This is a genomic window from Oryzihumus sp. (genome assembly GCF_054325275.1).
The window spans coordinates 19,600-32,782 of sequence record NZ_JBTCWL010000005.1 but is presented as its reverse complement, the minus strand read 5'-3'; the positions used below and the strand labels follow the sequence as shown (position 1 = coordinate 32,782).

General features: G+C 71.9%; 11 protein-coding genes. 9 read left to right on the top strand and 2 right to left on the bottom strand.

Going from position 1 to position 13,183, the window contains the following annotated elements:
• Window positions 1-18 precede the first annotated feature (18 nt).
• From flhA to ACXVGS_RS01955, 5 genes are all read left to right on the top strand, one after another.
• Entirely contained in the window at window positions 19-2,076 is a 2,058-nt protein-coding gene (flhA, locus tag ACXVGS_RS01975; protein ID WP_458528487.1) for a flagellar biosynthesis protein FlhA, read from the top strand.
• The gene (locus ACXVGS_RS01970; protein ID WP_458528486.1) at window positions 2,060-3,145 is read left to right on the top strand and encodes a hypothetical protein; all 1,086 of its coding nucleotides are present in this window, start codon (window positions 2,060-2,062) and stop codon (window positions 3,143-3,145) included. The genes flhA and ACXVGS_RS01970 overlap by 17 nt, the downstream gene beginning before the upstream one ends.
• Window positions 3,142-3,570 (top strand): hypothetical protein, encoded by a 429-nt coding sequence (locus ACXVGS_RS01965; protein ID WP_458528485.1) that lies wholly within the window; start codon window positions 3,142-3,144, stop codon window positions 3,568-3,570. Before ACXVGS_RS01970 ends, ACXVGS_RS01965 begins: the two co-directional genes overlap by 4 nt.
• Before the next feature lie 60 nt (window positions 3,571-3,630).
• Window positions 3,631-4,605, top strand: coding sequence for a pirin family protein (locus ACXVGS_RS01960; protein WP_458531597.1), 975 nt, complete (start codon window positions 3,631-3,633; stop codon window positions 4,603-4,605).
• 139 nt (window positions 4,606-4,744) lie between these two features.
• Window positions 4,745-5,137 carry a hypothetical protein gene (locus ACXVGS_RS01955; RefSeq protein WP_458531598.1) on the top strand — a complete coding sequence of 131 codons (393 nt, stop codon included), beginning with the start codon at window positions 4,745-4,747 and terminating at the stop codon, window positions 5,135-5,137.
• A 78-nt stretch (window positions 5,138-5,215) separates the two neighbouring features.
• Here ACXVGS_RS01955 and ACXVGS_RS01950 read toward each other — a convergent pair whose 3' ends face one another.
• Complete coding sequence (locus ACXVGS_RS01950) at window positions 5,216-8,482, bottom strand: S8 family serine peptidase (protein ID WP_458528482.1); 3,267 nt, start codon at window positions 8,480-8,482, stop codon at window positions 5,216-5,218.
• A gap of 134 nt (window positions 8,483-8,616) precedes the next feature.
• Window positions 8,617-9,735 carry a Nickel transporter NicT gene (nicT, locus tag ACXVGS_RS01945; protein WP_458536575.1) on the bottom strand — a complete coding sequence of 373 codons (1,119 nt, stop codon included), beginning with the start codon at window positions 9,733-9,735 and terminating at the stop codon, window positions 8,617-8,619.
• A gap of 169 nt (window positions 9,736-9,904) precedes the next feature.
• Here nicT and ACXVGS_RS01940 point away from each other — a divergent pair, with 169 nt between their 5' ends.
• From ACXVGS_RS01940 to ACXVGS_RS01925, 4 genes are all read left to right on the top strand, one after another.
• Window positions 9,905-10,072, top strand: a complete 168-nt coding sequence (locus tag ACXVGS_RS01940) for a hypothetical protein (RefSeq protein WP_458528480.1) — start codon at window positions 9,905-9,907, stop codon at window positions 10,070-10,072.
• Window positions 10,073-10,187: 115 nt separating this feature from the next.
• Entirely contained in the window at window positions 10,188-11,309 is a 1,122-nt protein-coding gene (locus ACXVGS_RS01935; RefSeq protein ID WP_458528479.1) for a Re/Si-specific NAD(P)(+) transhydrogenase subunit alpha, read from the top strand.
• Window positions 11,309-11,620: an NAD(P) transhydrogenase subunit alpha gene (locus tag ACXVGS_RS01930; RefSeq protein WP_458528478.1), complete on the top strand. Its 312-nt coding sequence runs from the start codon at window positions 11,309-11,311 to the stop codon at window positions 11,618-11,620. The genes ACXVGS_RS01935 and ACXVGS_RS01930 overlap by 1 nt, the downstream gene beginning before the upstream one ends.
• Complete coding sequence (locus tag ACXVGS_RS01925) at window positions 11,617-13,113, top strand: NAD(P)(+) transhydrogenase (Re/Si-specific) subunit beta (protein ID WP_458531599.1); 1,497 nt, start codon at window positions 11,617-11,619, stop codon at window positions 13,111-13,113. Before ACXVGS_RS01930 ends, ACXVGS_RS01925 begins: the two co-directional genes overlap by 4 nt.
• Window positions 13,114-13,183: the final 70 nt, after the last annotated feature.

The window sequence follows — 13,183 nt, the reverse complement described above, 5'->3', positions numbered from 1 at the left end:
CCCATCCCGTGAGGTCTCGTGAAGTCCAGCCGCGTCGGTCAGATCGGCATCCCCGCAGCGATCATCTCCATCGTCGTCATGATGGTGGTCCCGCTGCCCACGATGCTGCTCGACCTGCTCCTCGCCGTGAACATCACCGGCGCCGTCCTGATCCTGCTCGTCAGCCTCTACGTGACCAAGCCGCTGGACTTCGCGGTGTTCCCGTCGCTGCTGCTGATCATGACGATGTTCCGGCTGGCGCTGAACGTCAGCGCGACCCGCCTGGTGCTGCTCAACGGCTTCGCCGGCAAGGTGATCGAGTCGTTCGGCCACTTCGTGGTGGGTGGCTCGATCGTCGTCGGCCTGGTCATCTTCGTCATCCTCATCGTCATCCAGTTCGTCGTCATCACCAACGGCGCCGGCCGGGTCGCGGAGGTCGCGGCGCGGTTCACCCTCGATGCGATGCCCGGCAAGCAGATGGCGATCGACGCCGACCTCAACTCCGGCCTGATCGACGAGGACGAGGCACGCCGCCGCCGGCAGGAGGTCTCCCAGGAGGCCGACTTCTACGGCGCCATGGACGGTGCGTCCAAGTTCGTCAAGGGCGACGCGATCGCGGCGATCGTCATCACCGTGGTCAACCTGCTCGGCGGGTTCATCGTCGGCGTGGTGCAGCGGCACCAGTCGATGGGCGAGGCCATCTCGACCTACAGCCTGCTCTCCGTCGGTGACGGCCTGGTCTCGCAGATCCCCGCGCTGCTCATCTCGATCTCCACCGGCCTCATCGTCACCCGGGCGACGACCGAGCGGGACATGGGCAGCGACCTGCTGCACCAGTTCGGCCAGCAGCGCCGCGCCCTGCAGGTCGCCGGCTCCGCGATCCTGTTCCTGGCGCTCATCCCGGGCCTGCCCAAGCTGCCGTTCATGCTGGTCGGCGGGTCGGTCCTGCTGATCGCACAGCGCCTGCCCAAGCAGTCCACCGGCGAGCCCACCCCGACCGAGACCGAGGCGGCAGCCGCCGCGGCGGCGGGACCGTCGCCGGACAGCCCCGAGGCCATCGCCAACGACATGCGGGTCGAGCCGCTGGAGCTCGAGCTCGCCTACGACCTCATCGACCTGGTCGACTCCACCGTCGGCGGCGACCTGCTCGACCGGGTCAAGGCGCTGCGGCGCAAGCTGGCCCTCGAGCTCGGCATCGTCATCCCGCTGGTGCGCACGCGGGACAACCTCGACCTGCCGCCGCGGACCTACGCGATCAAGCTGCACGGCGTCGAGGTCGCCCGCGGCGAGGCCCCGGCCGGGATGATCCTGGCCATCGGCGACGACCTGGCCAGCCTGCCCGGCACGGTCACCAAGGAGCCGGTCTTCGGCCTGGACGCCAAGTGGGTGCCGGCCGAGCTGCGCCGCCACCCCGGCCTGACCAGCGCCACCGTCGTCGACCGCTCCTCGGTCGTGACGACGCACCTGGCCGAGATCGTGCGCACCCACGCCCACCAGCTGCTCGGCCGCGAGGACGTCAAGGCGTTGGTCGACATGGTCAAGGCCACGCACCCGGTCGTCGTCGAGGAGCTCACCCCGACCCCGCTGACGCTCGGCGAGGTCCAGCGCGCCCTGCAGGCCCTGCTCGCCGAGCGGATCTGCATCCGCGACCTGGTCCGCATCTTCGAGGCACTGTCCGCGCGCGGCCGGGTCAGCACCGACCCGGACGGCCTGGCCGAGGCGGCGCGCGCCGCGCTGGGCCCGGCGATCTCCGCGGCGCACGCTGTCGACGGCAAGCTGCCGGTCATCACCCTCGACCCGCTGCTGGAGCAGAACCTGCTGGAGTCGCTGCGCTCGGGGGAGAACGGCGGCTTCCTCATGCTCGACCCGATGTATGCCGAGCGTCTGGTCCTCGAGGCGGCCCGCCTCGCCGAGGCGGCCGAGCAGCGCGGCGAGGCGCCGGTCCTGGTCTGCGCCGCACCGCTGCGCCTGCCGGTGCGCCGGCTGCTGGAGGCGGCCGCGCCGCGCCTGCCGGTCCTGGCCTACCCCGAGCTCGGCGGGTCGCTCACCCTGACGACGGTCGGCGTGGTCGAGGTCGCCCATGCGCCGACAGCTTGAGGGCCCGCACCTGCCCACGCTGGTGGAGCAGGTGCGTGCCGAGTACGGCAACAGCGCGAGGATCGTCTCCGCCGAACGGGTCCGCCGCGGCGGGGTCGGCGGCTTCTTCGCCCGGGAGCGGTTCCACCTCGTCATCGAGGTGACGCCGCGCCCCGGCCAGGTCGAGGTCCGGTCCGGGGTCGCCCCGGACGGCACCGTCTCCGGGCCGGTGCTCGCCCCGCCCGCGCCGGCCACCTCGCTGCTGGAGCTGGCCGACCGGGTCAGCGCGCAGGAGGACGCCCTGCGCGCCGGTGCGGCGCCGTCCCCGGAGGTGTCCACCGAGACCCCGGCGTTCGCCGACGTCCTCGCCCGGCTCCACGACACCGTGGCGGAGGCGGCGGCGCCCGTCCCTCGGACCGCGCCACGGGTCTTCCCCGACCTGACCGGCCGGGCCGAGGCCCTGGGCATCCCGCCGACCGTGCTCGTCGGTGCCCACGACCCGGTCGTGCGCTACCGCCGGCTCGCGGCCTGGCTGGAGTCCTTCCCCGCCCCGCCGCTGCCGGCCCACGCACCCGGGCAGGTGCTGGCGCTCGCCGGCGAGCTACCCGCCGCCCTGCGCGTGGCCGGGGCGCTGGCCCGCGAGATCGGCGCCGCCCAGTGGGACATCTTCGTGGTCACGCCCTCGCCGTCGTCGGTGCAGGGCGTCCCGCTGGCCAGGGTCTTCGGTGACGCGGCGGCGGTGGCCGCCCAGCGCCGCAGCTGGGGGCAGGGTCGGCCGAGCAAGGTCGTCGTCGTCGACGCCCCGATGCTGCCGGACCTGCGCGGCTGGGCGCACGGGGTGCTGGCCGCGCTGGCGCCGACCCTGACCTGGGGCGTGGTGCACGCCTCGAGCAAGCCCGGGGACGTCGCCCGCTGGGCCGCGCGCCTCGGCCAGGTCGACGCCCTGGCCCTGGAGCACGTCGCGGCCACGGCCGACCCCGCCTCGGTGCTCACGCAGTGCCCGGTCCCGGTCGGGCTGCTGGACGGTCGCCGCGCCACGGTCGAGGTGTGGGCCGACCTGCTCACCGCACGGTTGGAGGCAGAACGATGAGCCGCAAGGCCAAGGGTGCCGGCGCTGGTCCGGGCAAGGGTGCGCGCAAGGTCGGCGCGGCGCCGCCGCGCGAGGCCGTGACGATCGCGCTGCTGCTCGTCGTGCCGGCCGAGCTGCTGCTGCTCGACGGCAACCTGTCGGTGCCGCAGCTCGTGGCCCGCGTGGCCGGGGCGCTGGCCCTGACCTGGCTGGCCGCGTCGGTCATCGGCGGGACGGTCCGCTCGGCCCGGCGTTCCCTGGCCCGGGCCCGGGCCGAGGCCGCCGCCGAGGAGGCACGGGCCCGGCGGGAGGCACGCAAGGCCGCCAAGGCGTCCGCGGCCGAGGCGGAGCAGCCGGGCGACGAGCGGCCTGGCACCGAGCAGCCGGGCGCCGGGGCGCTCGGCGCGGAGGTGGGCGGCGCGGCATACGGCCTGCCGGGGGAATGAGTTGACCAGCGGCCTTGTTCAGGTAGATAGTTGAATCAGAAACTATCTGAGGAGCGTGTCGTGCCTGCTGTGTCCGTGTCCGACCTGACCGTCCTGCCCCGCGTGCCGGCGCTGTCCCCGGTCGCGACCCAGCGCCCCGTGGTGTCGATCACCAGCGCGCCGTCGTCGTTCGAGGGCGAAGGCTTCCCGGTCAAGCGCGCCTTCGCCGGCGTCGACCTGCGCCTGCTCGACCCGTTCATCCACATGGACGAGATGGGCGAGGTCGACTACGCCCCGGGTGAGCCCAAGGGCACGCCGTGGCACCCGCACCGCGGCTTCGAGACGGTGACCTACATCATCGACGGGATCTTCGACCACCAGGACTCCTTCGGTGGCGGTGGCACCATCACCAACGGCGACACCCAGTGGATGACCGCCGGCTCGGGGATCCTCCACATCGAGGCGCCGCCGGAGCACCTCGTCGTCAGCGGCGGCCTCTTCCACGGGTTCCAGCTGTGGGTGAACCTGCCGAAGTCCGACAAGCTGCAGGCCCCGCGCTACCAGGACCTGCGCTCCGGCGAGGTCGCGCTGGTCAGCTCGGCCGACGGTGGCGCGCTGCTGCGCGTCATCGCCGGTGACGTGGCGGGTATTGCCGGTCCGGGCTCGACGCACACGCCGATGACGATGATCCACACCACGATCCACCCCGGTGCCGAGCTCGAGCTGCCGTGGCGCGAGGACTTCAACGCCCTCGTCTACGTCATGGGCGGCAACGGCTTCGTCGGGCCGGGCCAGTCGCCGATCGGCACCGGCCAGCTCGCCGTCATGGGCCGGGGCTCGGCGCTTCGGCTGTCGGCGGCGCAGACGCAGGAGGCTCGCTACGCCGGTGGCATGGAGGCGCTGATCCTCGGTGGTGCGCCGATCCGTGAGCCGATCGCCTGGGCCGGGCCGTTCGTCATGAACACCCGCGCCGAGCTGGTGCAGGCCTTCGAGGACCACAACGCCGGCCGCCTCGGCCAGCCCGTCCCGCACGGTGACGTGGGCGGCACCGCCTGACCTGAGGGCCACCCCCGACCGAACACCGCGAAACCCGCGTTTCCAACCCTTCGGGGCCGTGAAACGCGGGTTTCGCCGTGTCCGGATGTATGCCGGGTGCCTCCGGGAACTCCGAGCCGAACCTGCCCGTCGGACCGGCATGACCACCCGCACGGCACCAGCCGTCGTCCTCAGCCTCTGCGTCGCCTTGGCGGGTGCCGGCCTGGCGGCGTGCGGCCGGGCGACCCCGCCGGGGACCTCCGGGGCGTCCGCCGGGACCCCGACCTTCCACACCTCCGAGGGAGACCCGACCGTGGCGCATCCGAAACCATCGTCCGGCCAGCACATCCGGGTCGTCGGCACCGTCACCGCCGGCGTGGAGGCGGGCTGCCTGACGCTGAGCAGCGGCGGCACCGAGTACCTGCTCCTCGGGGGGCGCAGCGAACTTCACTCGGGCGACCGGGTCGAGGTCGAGGGAGTCCTCCAGCCGGACCTCCTGACGACCTGCCAGCAGGGGACGCCCCTGGTGGTCCAGCGGGTCGTCCACCGCTGACCCTGGACGCAGGAGGCCCCGCAGGCGTGTCGCCTGCGGGGCCTCCCTGGTGCTGCGCCGGCTGTCAGCCGGCCCGGGTCACGGGGTGACCGAGCCGATCAGCACGGACCCGCGCCCGAGGACAGCGCCCTCGGAGCTGGACACCGTCATCTCGCCGAACAGCTGGCGGCCCGCGGCGGGTGCCTTCTGTGCGGTCAGCACGCCCGAGATCGTGCTGCTGCCGTTCAGCCCCAGCGACTTCGCGGAGGAGGAGACCGCCAGCGTGCCCAGGTCCGGGGAGTAGAACACGTCGCGGTAGTCATAGGCGGTGGTGCCAGAAGGCACCGCGTAGCCGTCCACCACGACCGTGTACGTGCCCGGCTCCGGGTCCGCGAGGCTCACGGACTCCTCGGCGTCGCCGTCAGCCGACTGACCCACGAGCGTGTCGTCCGACGTGCCCTTGTAGACGTAGAGGTCGAGGTCCGAGCCCACGTCGCTCGTGTTCCCGATCGCCACGTCGAGACGGGTGGCTCCCGCGGGCACCTCCACGGTGTACTCCTGCTGCGTGCCCTCGGTGATGCTGGGCCGTGAGGACGCGGCGCTGCCGAGCGGCCCACCGTGGCCCTGGATCGTCACGGGGCCGAAGCCGTTGGTGACGGTCCAGCTGACCGGGGCGGGGGTGTTGGCCGTGACCGAGTCCAGGGTCTGCGTTGCCGGGGAGACCGTGACGCCCTGCGCCGCTGCGGTGAGCCGGTAGGGGTTCGTCAGGAACGGCGACGTGCGACGGGACTCCACCTCGATCTCCCAGACCCCCGGCAGCGGGTCCGCGTAGGCGCGGGTCGTGGGGTTGCAGGCCTTGGCGTCGCTGAAGTTGGTGTAGCAGCCCAGTGACGAGGTGTCCTCGACCGGCACGCCGTAGGGGTTGAAGGCGATGAACCGGGTCTGGCTGCCTGTGGCGATGCCGGACAGGTTGACCTGGAGTGCCTTCGCGCCCGCCGGGACGGTGACGAACACGCTGTTGGTGAGGTTGCGCTGCACCGTGGTGCTGGTGGTCGACGCGAACGACGGCGACGCCAGCGTCGTCGGGGCGACCACGGTGGCCAGCACCTCGTGGTCGACCGTCGGCGTGGCCGGGTCGTTGACCTGGAGGATGGCCGAGTGGGCACCCGCACCGGGGCGGGCGGTCACGGTGACGGTCGTCGGCTTGTTGAGCGGCAGGACCACCGTGCGGGGCGCGGTGAACGTGCCGTCGTTGCCCACCCAGCTCAGCGTGTGGGTGACGTTGCCGGCGCGCCCGGACGTCCGGGTGAGCGTGACCGGGTAGGTCTTGCTCGAGCCGGCAGCCTGGCCGCCCTGCCCCACGGCGCAGCGGTTGTAGATGCCGGTGCCGACGTTGGGGGTGGTCAGGTACTGCGAGATCGGCGTGCAGACCGGTGCCGACGTGGCGTAGCCCTGCACGACCGGACGCCGTGACAGCAGGGTCCACGCCGCGTTGACGTCGACCAGACCGTTGCCCTGCGCCATCGCCGGGACGCCCTTGATGAACTTCGCGGTGCTGTAGAGCGACGCGCGCAGCTGGGCCGGCGTGACCGGGGTGTCCGTTGCCCGGCTCGCGGAGAGCAGCAGGGCCGCGGCCCCGGTGGCCTGCGGCGAGGCCATCGAGGTGCCGTTGAACATCGCGTAGCCGGCCGGGAGCGAGTACTTCACCCCGGACACGTCGGGCTGCTTGAGCCAGCGGGGCACGGTGGAGATCGCCGAGCCGGGCGCGGAGATGTTCGGCTTGAACCCGCCGTCCTCGCGCGGGCCGCGCGAGGAGTAGTTGTGCACGTTCATGGCGGAGGAGACGGCAGAGCCGTAGTTCGCCAGCCAGGTCTCCTTGGACACCGACGACGCGACGCTGACCGCGTCCGAGGCAACCGAGGGGTCACCGACGGTGTTGATGCCCGGGCCGCTGTTGCCGGCCGAGATGAAGATCTGGACGCCGTAGTCCTCGATGAGGCGGTTGTAGAGCTCGGCGCGGGCGTTGGCGCCGTCGTTGAGCGCGGGCAGCCCGCCGATCGACAGGTTGACAACGTCGACGCGCCGGTTGACGACGAGGTCGATCATGCCTTCGGTGAGCGCGACGTTGGTGCAGCCGCCGCCCCACGTGCAGGCGCGCGAGGAGACGATCTTCGCGCCAGGGGCCGCACCGTTCATCTTGCCGCCGAACATGCCGTTGGCGGCGGTGATGCCGGCGACGTGCGTGGCGTGGGCGTCCTCGGGGATGCCGATGTTGACGAAGTCGGCCTTGCCGGGCAGGCCGACCGGCGCCAGGTCGACGTTCTGGCGGTACTCGACGACGAAGGGCATCGACTCGACGACGTCCTTGGTCGCTGGGTCGTCCTTCCCGAAGTGCCCGACCTGGTGGCCCTCGCGGTAGGGGCGCATCACGGGGTCGTCGGTGAAGTCGTGGTCCTGGTTGGCGTCCACGCGGATGTCGTGGGTGGACGGGTCGTAGAGCACCCCGAAGACGTCGGTGGTGTCGCCGTCGCGGTTGACGTCACCCTCGGGCTCGCTGCCCGCGGTGATCGCCTCGGAGAACTTGTTGATGCGGTAGCTGCCCGCGGGCAGCGTCCACGTGGCCCCCGCGTAGGTCACCGAGCCGCCGCTGGCGGGCGTCAGCATGGCCCGCCACGTCGCGTCGCCGTCGGTCAGCGGGTCCGTGGCGGTGACCCAGTCGGTGATCTTCAGCTCGCCCGTCGTCGTCTTCGCGAGCGCCGGGTGGTCCAGGTCGACGCCGCTGTCCAGCACGCCGATGGTGATGCCGCGGCCGTCGAACGTCGGGTGCTTCTGCTTGAAGGCGACCGCGCCGGTCTCGTTCGTCGGCATGTACGGGTTGCTGTCCGGGGTGTTCCTGCCCGGCCCGGAGACGTTCGAGGGCACCGCAGCGGAGCTCTGCTCGCGGGGGTTGTCCTCCTGGACGTTCTCCTTCAGGTCGACCTTGAGCACGTTGGCCAGGGCGACGGCCTTGGTGACGTTGCCGGTCGGCAGCTCCACACGGACATAGCCGAGCTTGTCGTTGCGGTAGCCCACCCAGCCGCCCAGCTTGCGGACCGAGGCGTCGACGTCCTTGGCGGCGCCGGCCTTGGTCGCGAGCATCACGGTGACCCGGGCGGTGCCCTTCTGGCGCGCCTGCGCCAGCAGCTGCCGGTCGTGCTGGCCCAGCTTGTCACCGCGGGCCTGGGCCTTGAGGGTGCCCTTGCCCTTCTGTCCGTGGTCCTTGGGCGCAGGGGCTGCCTGGGCGCCCGTGGCGGCCACCCCCAGCGTCGCCAGGCCTCCGGCGAGGGCGAGGGCTAGCAGCCTGGCCCCGATCGTTCTGTCCGTCATCGTTCTCCTCATGACGTGGGAGAACTGCGGCGTCCCCCCGAGTGGCGGACAGTCAACAGGACGAGCAGGGCCGTTCTCAGCCGATTGACAGGATCAAGAGGAAGTTGTCGCGGCGGGTAGGCCGGTTGCTCGCCTCAGTCGGCGAGGCTCGCCTCCCAGCGCTGCTCGATCCGGCCGAAGCGCCACACCGCGAGGGCCAGCGCCCACGTGGCGACGAACAGTCCGACGATCCAGAAGCCGACGTCGTTGAGGTTGATCGCGGCGACCGCAGCCAGCGGCCCGGTGGTGATGTCGAGCTTCTCGGCGAGCAGACCGACCAGCTCGATGACGCCGATGACCAGCGCCACCGCGACGGACAGCGCCGTGACGGTGATGTTGTAGTAGATCTTGCGGACCGGCTTGGAGAAGGCCCACCCGTAGGCGAAGTTCATGAACGAGCCGTCGATGGTGTCCAGCAGCGACATGCCCGCCGCGAAGAGCACCGGCAGGGTGAGGATCGCCCACCACGGCAGGCTGGCGGCGGCGGCCCCGCCGGCCACGACGAGCAGCCCGACCTCGGTGACCGTGTCGAAGCCGAGGCCGAACAGGAAGCCCGTGGGGTACATGTGCCACGGCTTGCTCACGGCGCGGGTGACCCGGCCCAGGACGCGGTTGAGGAAGCCGCGGTTGTTGAGGTGCTGCTCGAGCGCCGCCTCGTCGAAGTGGCCCTGCCGCATCCGGCGGAACACCTTGAGGATGCCCACCAGCGCCGCGAGGTTGACCAGGCCGATGGCGATGAGGAATAAGCCGGAGACCGAGGTCCCCCAGACGCCCGTCGCCTGCTGCAGCGAGGACTGGTCGTTGCTCAGCTGCCCGGCCAGGGCCCGGATCCCGAAGGCGAGCAGCGCCACCATGACGAAGACGACCGAGCTGTGTCCGAGGCTGAACCAGAAGCCCACGCTCATCGGGCGCTTGCCCTCGCTCATGAGCTTGCGGGTGGTGTTGTCGATGGCCGCGATATGGTCGGCGTCGAAGGCGTGCCGCATGCCCAGGGTGTAGGCGGTCACGCCCAGGCCGACCCCGAACAGCTGGCCGCCCACCTGGTAGTGCGCCGGGCTGACCAGCCCGATGAGCACCCCCCAGCCGACGAGGTGCAGCGCGGCGATGAACCCCGCCATGCCCCACAGGCTGCGCCTCTCCGCCGGGCCCAGGCCCCACCGGCCGCGCGGTGCGTCGTCGCCGGTCTGGGTCGCGGGCGCGGCGGTGAGGGTCATGGGTCCGAGCCTAGGGAGCCTCGCCCTCTTGTTGCAACTCTCTCGCAATAAGACATCGGGCGAGAGGATTTGCGATACGCAACGTAGCGAATCTATTCTTGCCGTGTCCCCAACGGTGACCGCGCCGCACCCAGGCGCCGGCGCCACCGACTCCCCACCAGGAGACGCCATGACCACCCGTGTTCTTCGCCGCCAGCAGCCCCGCCGCTACCCGTACGACGCGGAGCACCGCCCGGTGCCCTACGCCGAGGTCCAGCGCGACGTCGGCTCCAGCCTCTTCCTCGGCGCGGTCGTGCTCATCGCCCTGATGACGCTGATCGTCCTCGGCCTCGTCTGAGCGCACCCCCGGCGGCGCGCAGCCATCCCGCCGCACCCCGACGTGACCGCACTCACGACCAGAATGTGAGCCGGAAGTCTGCCCAGTGGACACCCTCAGGCCCTAGGTTCGGGTCATGTTGGTGGCCGTTCCTGCAGAGACCCGGCGCGGAGAGCGCCGGGTCGCCCTCACCCCTGACGCCGTCGCCACGCTGACCGCGCAGGGTCACTCCGTCCGCGTCGAGTCCGGGGCCGGGGCCGCCGCCCTCGCCTCCGACGAGGCCTATCGCGATGCCGGCGCCGAGGTGGTCGACGGTGACGTCCTCGCCGAGGCCGACCTCGTCGCGCACGTCCGCCCCCTCCTGCCCGAACAGGTCGCCCGCCTCCGACGGGGGAGCACCACGGTCGGGTTCGTGACCGGCACGGGCGAGCTGCCCGGCATACAAGCGTTGCGCGACAACGGGATCAGCGCGCTGGCCATGGAGCTGGTGCCGCGCATCTCGCGCGCGCAGTCCATGGACGCGCTCACCTCGCAGGCGCTCGTCGCCGGCTACCGCTGTGCGCTCGAGGCGGCCATGCGGCTGCCGCGGTTCTTCCCTCTGTTCATGACCGCCGCGGGCACCGTCCCGCCGGCCAAGGTGCTTGTCCTCGGTGCCGGCGTCGCCGGGCTGCAGGCCATCGCCACCGCCCGGCGGCTCGGCGCCGTGGTCGAGGCCTACGACGTGCGCCCGTCCTCGGCCGACGAGGTGAAGTCGATGGGCGCGACGTTCCTCGATCTCGGCCTCGACGTGGTCGAGGGCGCAGGCGGCTACGCCCGCGAGCTGACCGAGGACCGCGCCCGTCGCCAGCAGGAGGCGCTGACGCCCTTCATCAGCAAGTCCGACGTGGTCATCACCACCGCCGCGGTGCCGGGCCGCCCGGCCCCGCAGCTGGTCACCAAGGACATGCTCGCCGGTATGCCGGCCGGTTCCGTCGTCGTCGACCTCGCCGCCGAGAGCGGCGGCAACGTCGAGGGATCCGTTGCGGGGGAAGAGGTCCAGGTCGGCGGGGTCCGGGTCTACGGCATGGCCGACCCCGCGTCGGCGATGCCCGTGGACGCCTCCCGGCTCTACGCCCGCAACGTCGTCAACCTGCTCGCCCTTGGCCTGTCTGAGGAGGGCTTCACGCTCGACCTCGACGACGAGGTGCTCGCCGGTGCGTGCATCGTGCACGACGGCGTGGTCCGCCATGCCCCGACCGCTGCTCTCCTGGAGGACTGATGGACGGCATCACCCTGCTGACGATCTTCGTGCTGGCGGTGTTCGTCGGGTTCGAGGTGGTCTCCAAGGTGTCGACGACGCTGCACACCCCGTTGATGAGCGGCGCCAACGCGATCCACGGCGTCATCCTCGTCGGCGCGATCATCGTCACCGGGCAGACGACCTCGACCCTCGGGCTGGTCCTCGGGCTGCTCGCGGTCGTCCTCGCCACGGTCAACATGGTCGGCGGCTTCGTGGTCACCGACCGGATGCTGGAGATGTTCAAGGGCCGCGGCCAGCGCCCCGCCGCCTCGCAGGAGGCCGGTCGATGAGGCTGCTCGACACGACCTGGACCTCGCTGGGCTACCTCGTCGCCGCGGTCTGCTTCATCCTCGCGCTCAAGGGCCTGTCCTCCCCGGCCACGGCCCGTCGCGGCAACCTCATCGGCGCCGCCGGTGCCGTGCTTGCGGTGCTCGTGGCGTTCCTGTCCACCGACCTCAAGCACGTGCTGCTCATCCTGCTGGCCATCGCCGTCGGCACCGCGCTCGGTGTCCCTGCCGCGCGGCGGGTGGCGATGACCCAGATGCCGCAGCTGGTCGCGCTGTTCAACGGCGTCGGCGGCGCCGCGGCCGCGCTGGTGGCCGGCCTCGAGCTGACCCGCACCATGTCGTTGCCCGGCGTGGGGCAGGTGTCCGCCCTCGTCATGGGCAACACGGGCTCGTTCGCCTACGCGCCGCTGAGTGGCAGCACCTTCGTGCCTCCGGTGACCGGCACGGCATACGTTGCTGCCGCGGCGGGCGCGTTCACGGTCCTCGTCGGTGCGGTGTCCTTCGCCGGCTCGGTGGTCACCTTCGCCAAGCTCCAGGAGATCATGACGACCCGGCCGGTCACCTTCCCCGGTGGCCCGGTCGTCTTCGGCGGCAGCCTGGCGGTCGCGGTGGGGCTGGCCGTCGCGATCGTCCTGGACGTCCGGAACGGCGAGGTCAACGGCCTGCTCGTCCTCGCCCTCGCGCTGGTGTCGATGCTGGTCGGTGTGCTGTTCGTGCTGCCGGTCGGCGGCGCCGACGTGCCGATCGTCATCTCGCTGCTCAACGCGTTCACCGGCCTGACCGTCGCGGCCAGCGGCTACGTCCTCGACAACGTCCTGCTCCTCGTCGCCGGCACGCTCGTCGGGGCCAGCGGCACCATCCTGACCCGGCTCATGGCCGCGGCGATGGGGCGCAGCCTGGCCTCGATCCTGTTCGGCGCGTTCCGCCAGAAGGCGGCCGGCCCGGCCGGCCCGGGCGAGGAGCGGCCGGTGCGCTCGGGCTCACCGGAGGACGTCGCGATCCTGCTCGGCTACGCCCGCAAGGTCATCATCGTCCCCGGCTACGGCCTGGCCGTCGCCCAGGCACAGCACACGATCCGTGAGCTCGCCGAGCTGCTCGAGGCGCGCGGCGTCGAGGTCCTCTACGGCATCCACCCGGTCGCCGGCCGCATGCCGGGCCACATGAACGTCCTGCTGGCGGAGGCCAACGTGCCCTACGAGGCGCTCAAGGAGATGGACGAGGTCAACCCGCAGTTCGCGACCACCGACGTCGCCCTCGTCGTCGGCGCCAACGACGTGGTCAACCCGGCGGCCAAGACGACGCCGGGCGCACCGATCTACGGCATGCCGATCCTCGAGGTCTCCCAGGCCAAGCAGGTCGTCTTCCTCAAGCGCTCGATGCGCCCCGGCTTCGCCGGCATCGAGAACGAGCTGCTCTACGACCCCAAGACGACGCTGCTGTTCGGCGACGCCAAGGAGTCGCTGACCAAGGTCGTCGCGAGCGTCAAGGGTCTCTGAGCCCGTCCCCAGACACGGGTATGCCGCGCCGGGAGTCCCGGCGCGGCATACCGATCGTGCGTGGTGGGGC

Excerpts from the sequence above, each read along its gene's own strand:
- ACXVGS_RS01970 (WP_458528486.1), top strand. The coding sequence starts at position 2,060 with ATGCGCCGACAGCTTGAGGGCCCGCACCTGCCCACGCTGGTGGAGCAG.
- ACXVGS_RS01940 (WP_458528480.1), top strand. The coding sequence starts at position 9,905 with ATGACCACCCGTGTTCTTCGCCGCCAGCAGCCCCGCCGCTACCCGTAC.
- ACXVGS_RS01925 (WP_458531599.1), top strand. The coding sequence starts at position 11,617 with ATGAGGCTGCTCGACACGACCTGGACCTCGCTGGGCTACCTCGTCGCC.
- ACXVGS_RS01950 (WP_458528482.1), bottom strand. The coding sequence starts at position 8,482 with ATGACGGACAGAACGATCGGGGCCAGGCTGCTAGCCCTCGCCCTCGCC.
- ACXVGS_RS01935 (WP_458528479.1), top strand. The coding sequence starts at position 10,188 with ATGTTGGTGGCCGTTCCTGCAGAGACCCGGCGCGGAGAGCGCCGGGTC.
- nicT (WP_458536575.1), bottom strand. The coding sequence starts at position 9,735 with ATGACCCTCACCGCCGCGCCCGCGACCCAGACCGGCGACGACGCACCG.
- ACXVGS_RS01955 (WP_458531598.1), top strand. The coding sequence starts at position 4,745 with ATGACCACCCGCACGGCACCAGCCGTCGTCCTCAGCCTCTGCGTCGCC.
- ACXVGS_RS01965 (WP_458528485.1), top strand. The coding sequence starts at position 3,142 with ATGAGCCGCAAGGCCAAGGGTGCCGGCGCTGGTCCGGGCAAGGGTGCG.
- ACXVGS_RS01930 (WP_458528478.1), top strand. The coding sequence starts at position 11,309 with ATGGACGGCATCACCCTGCTGACGATCTTCGTGCTGGCGGTGTTCGTC.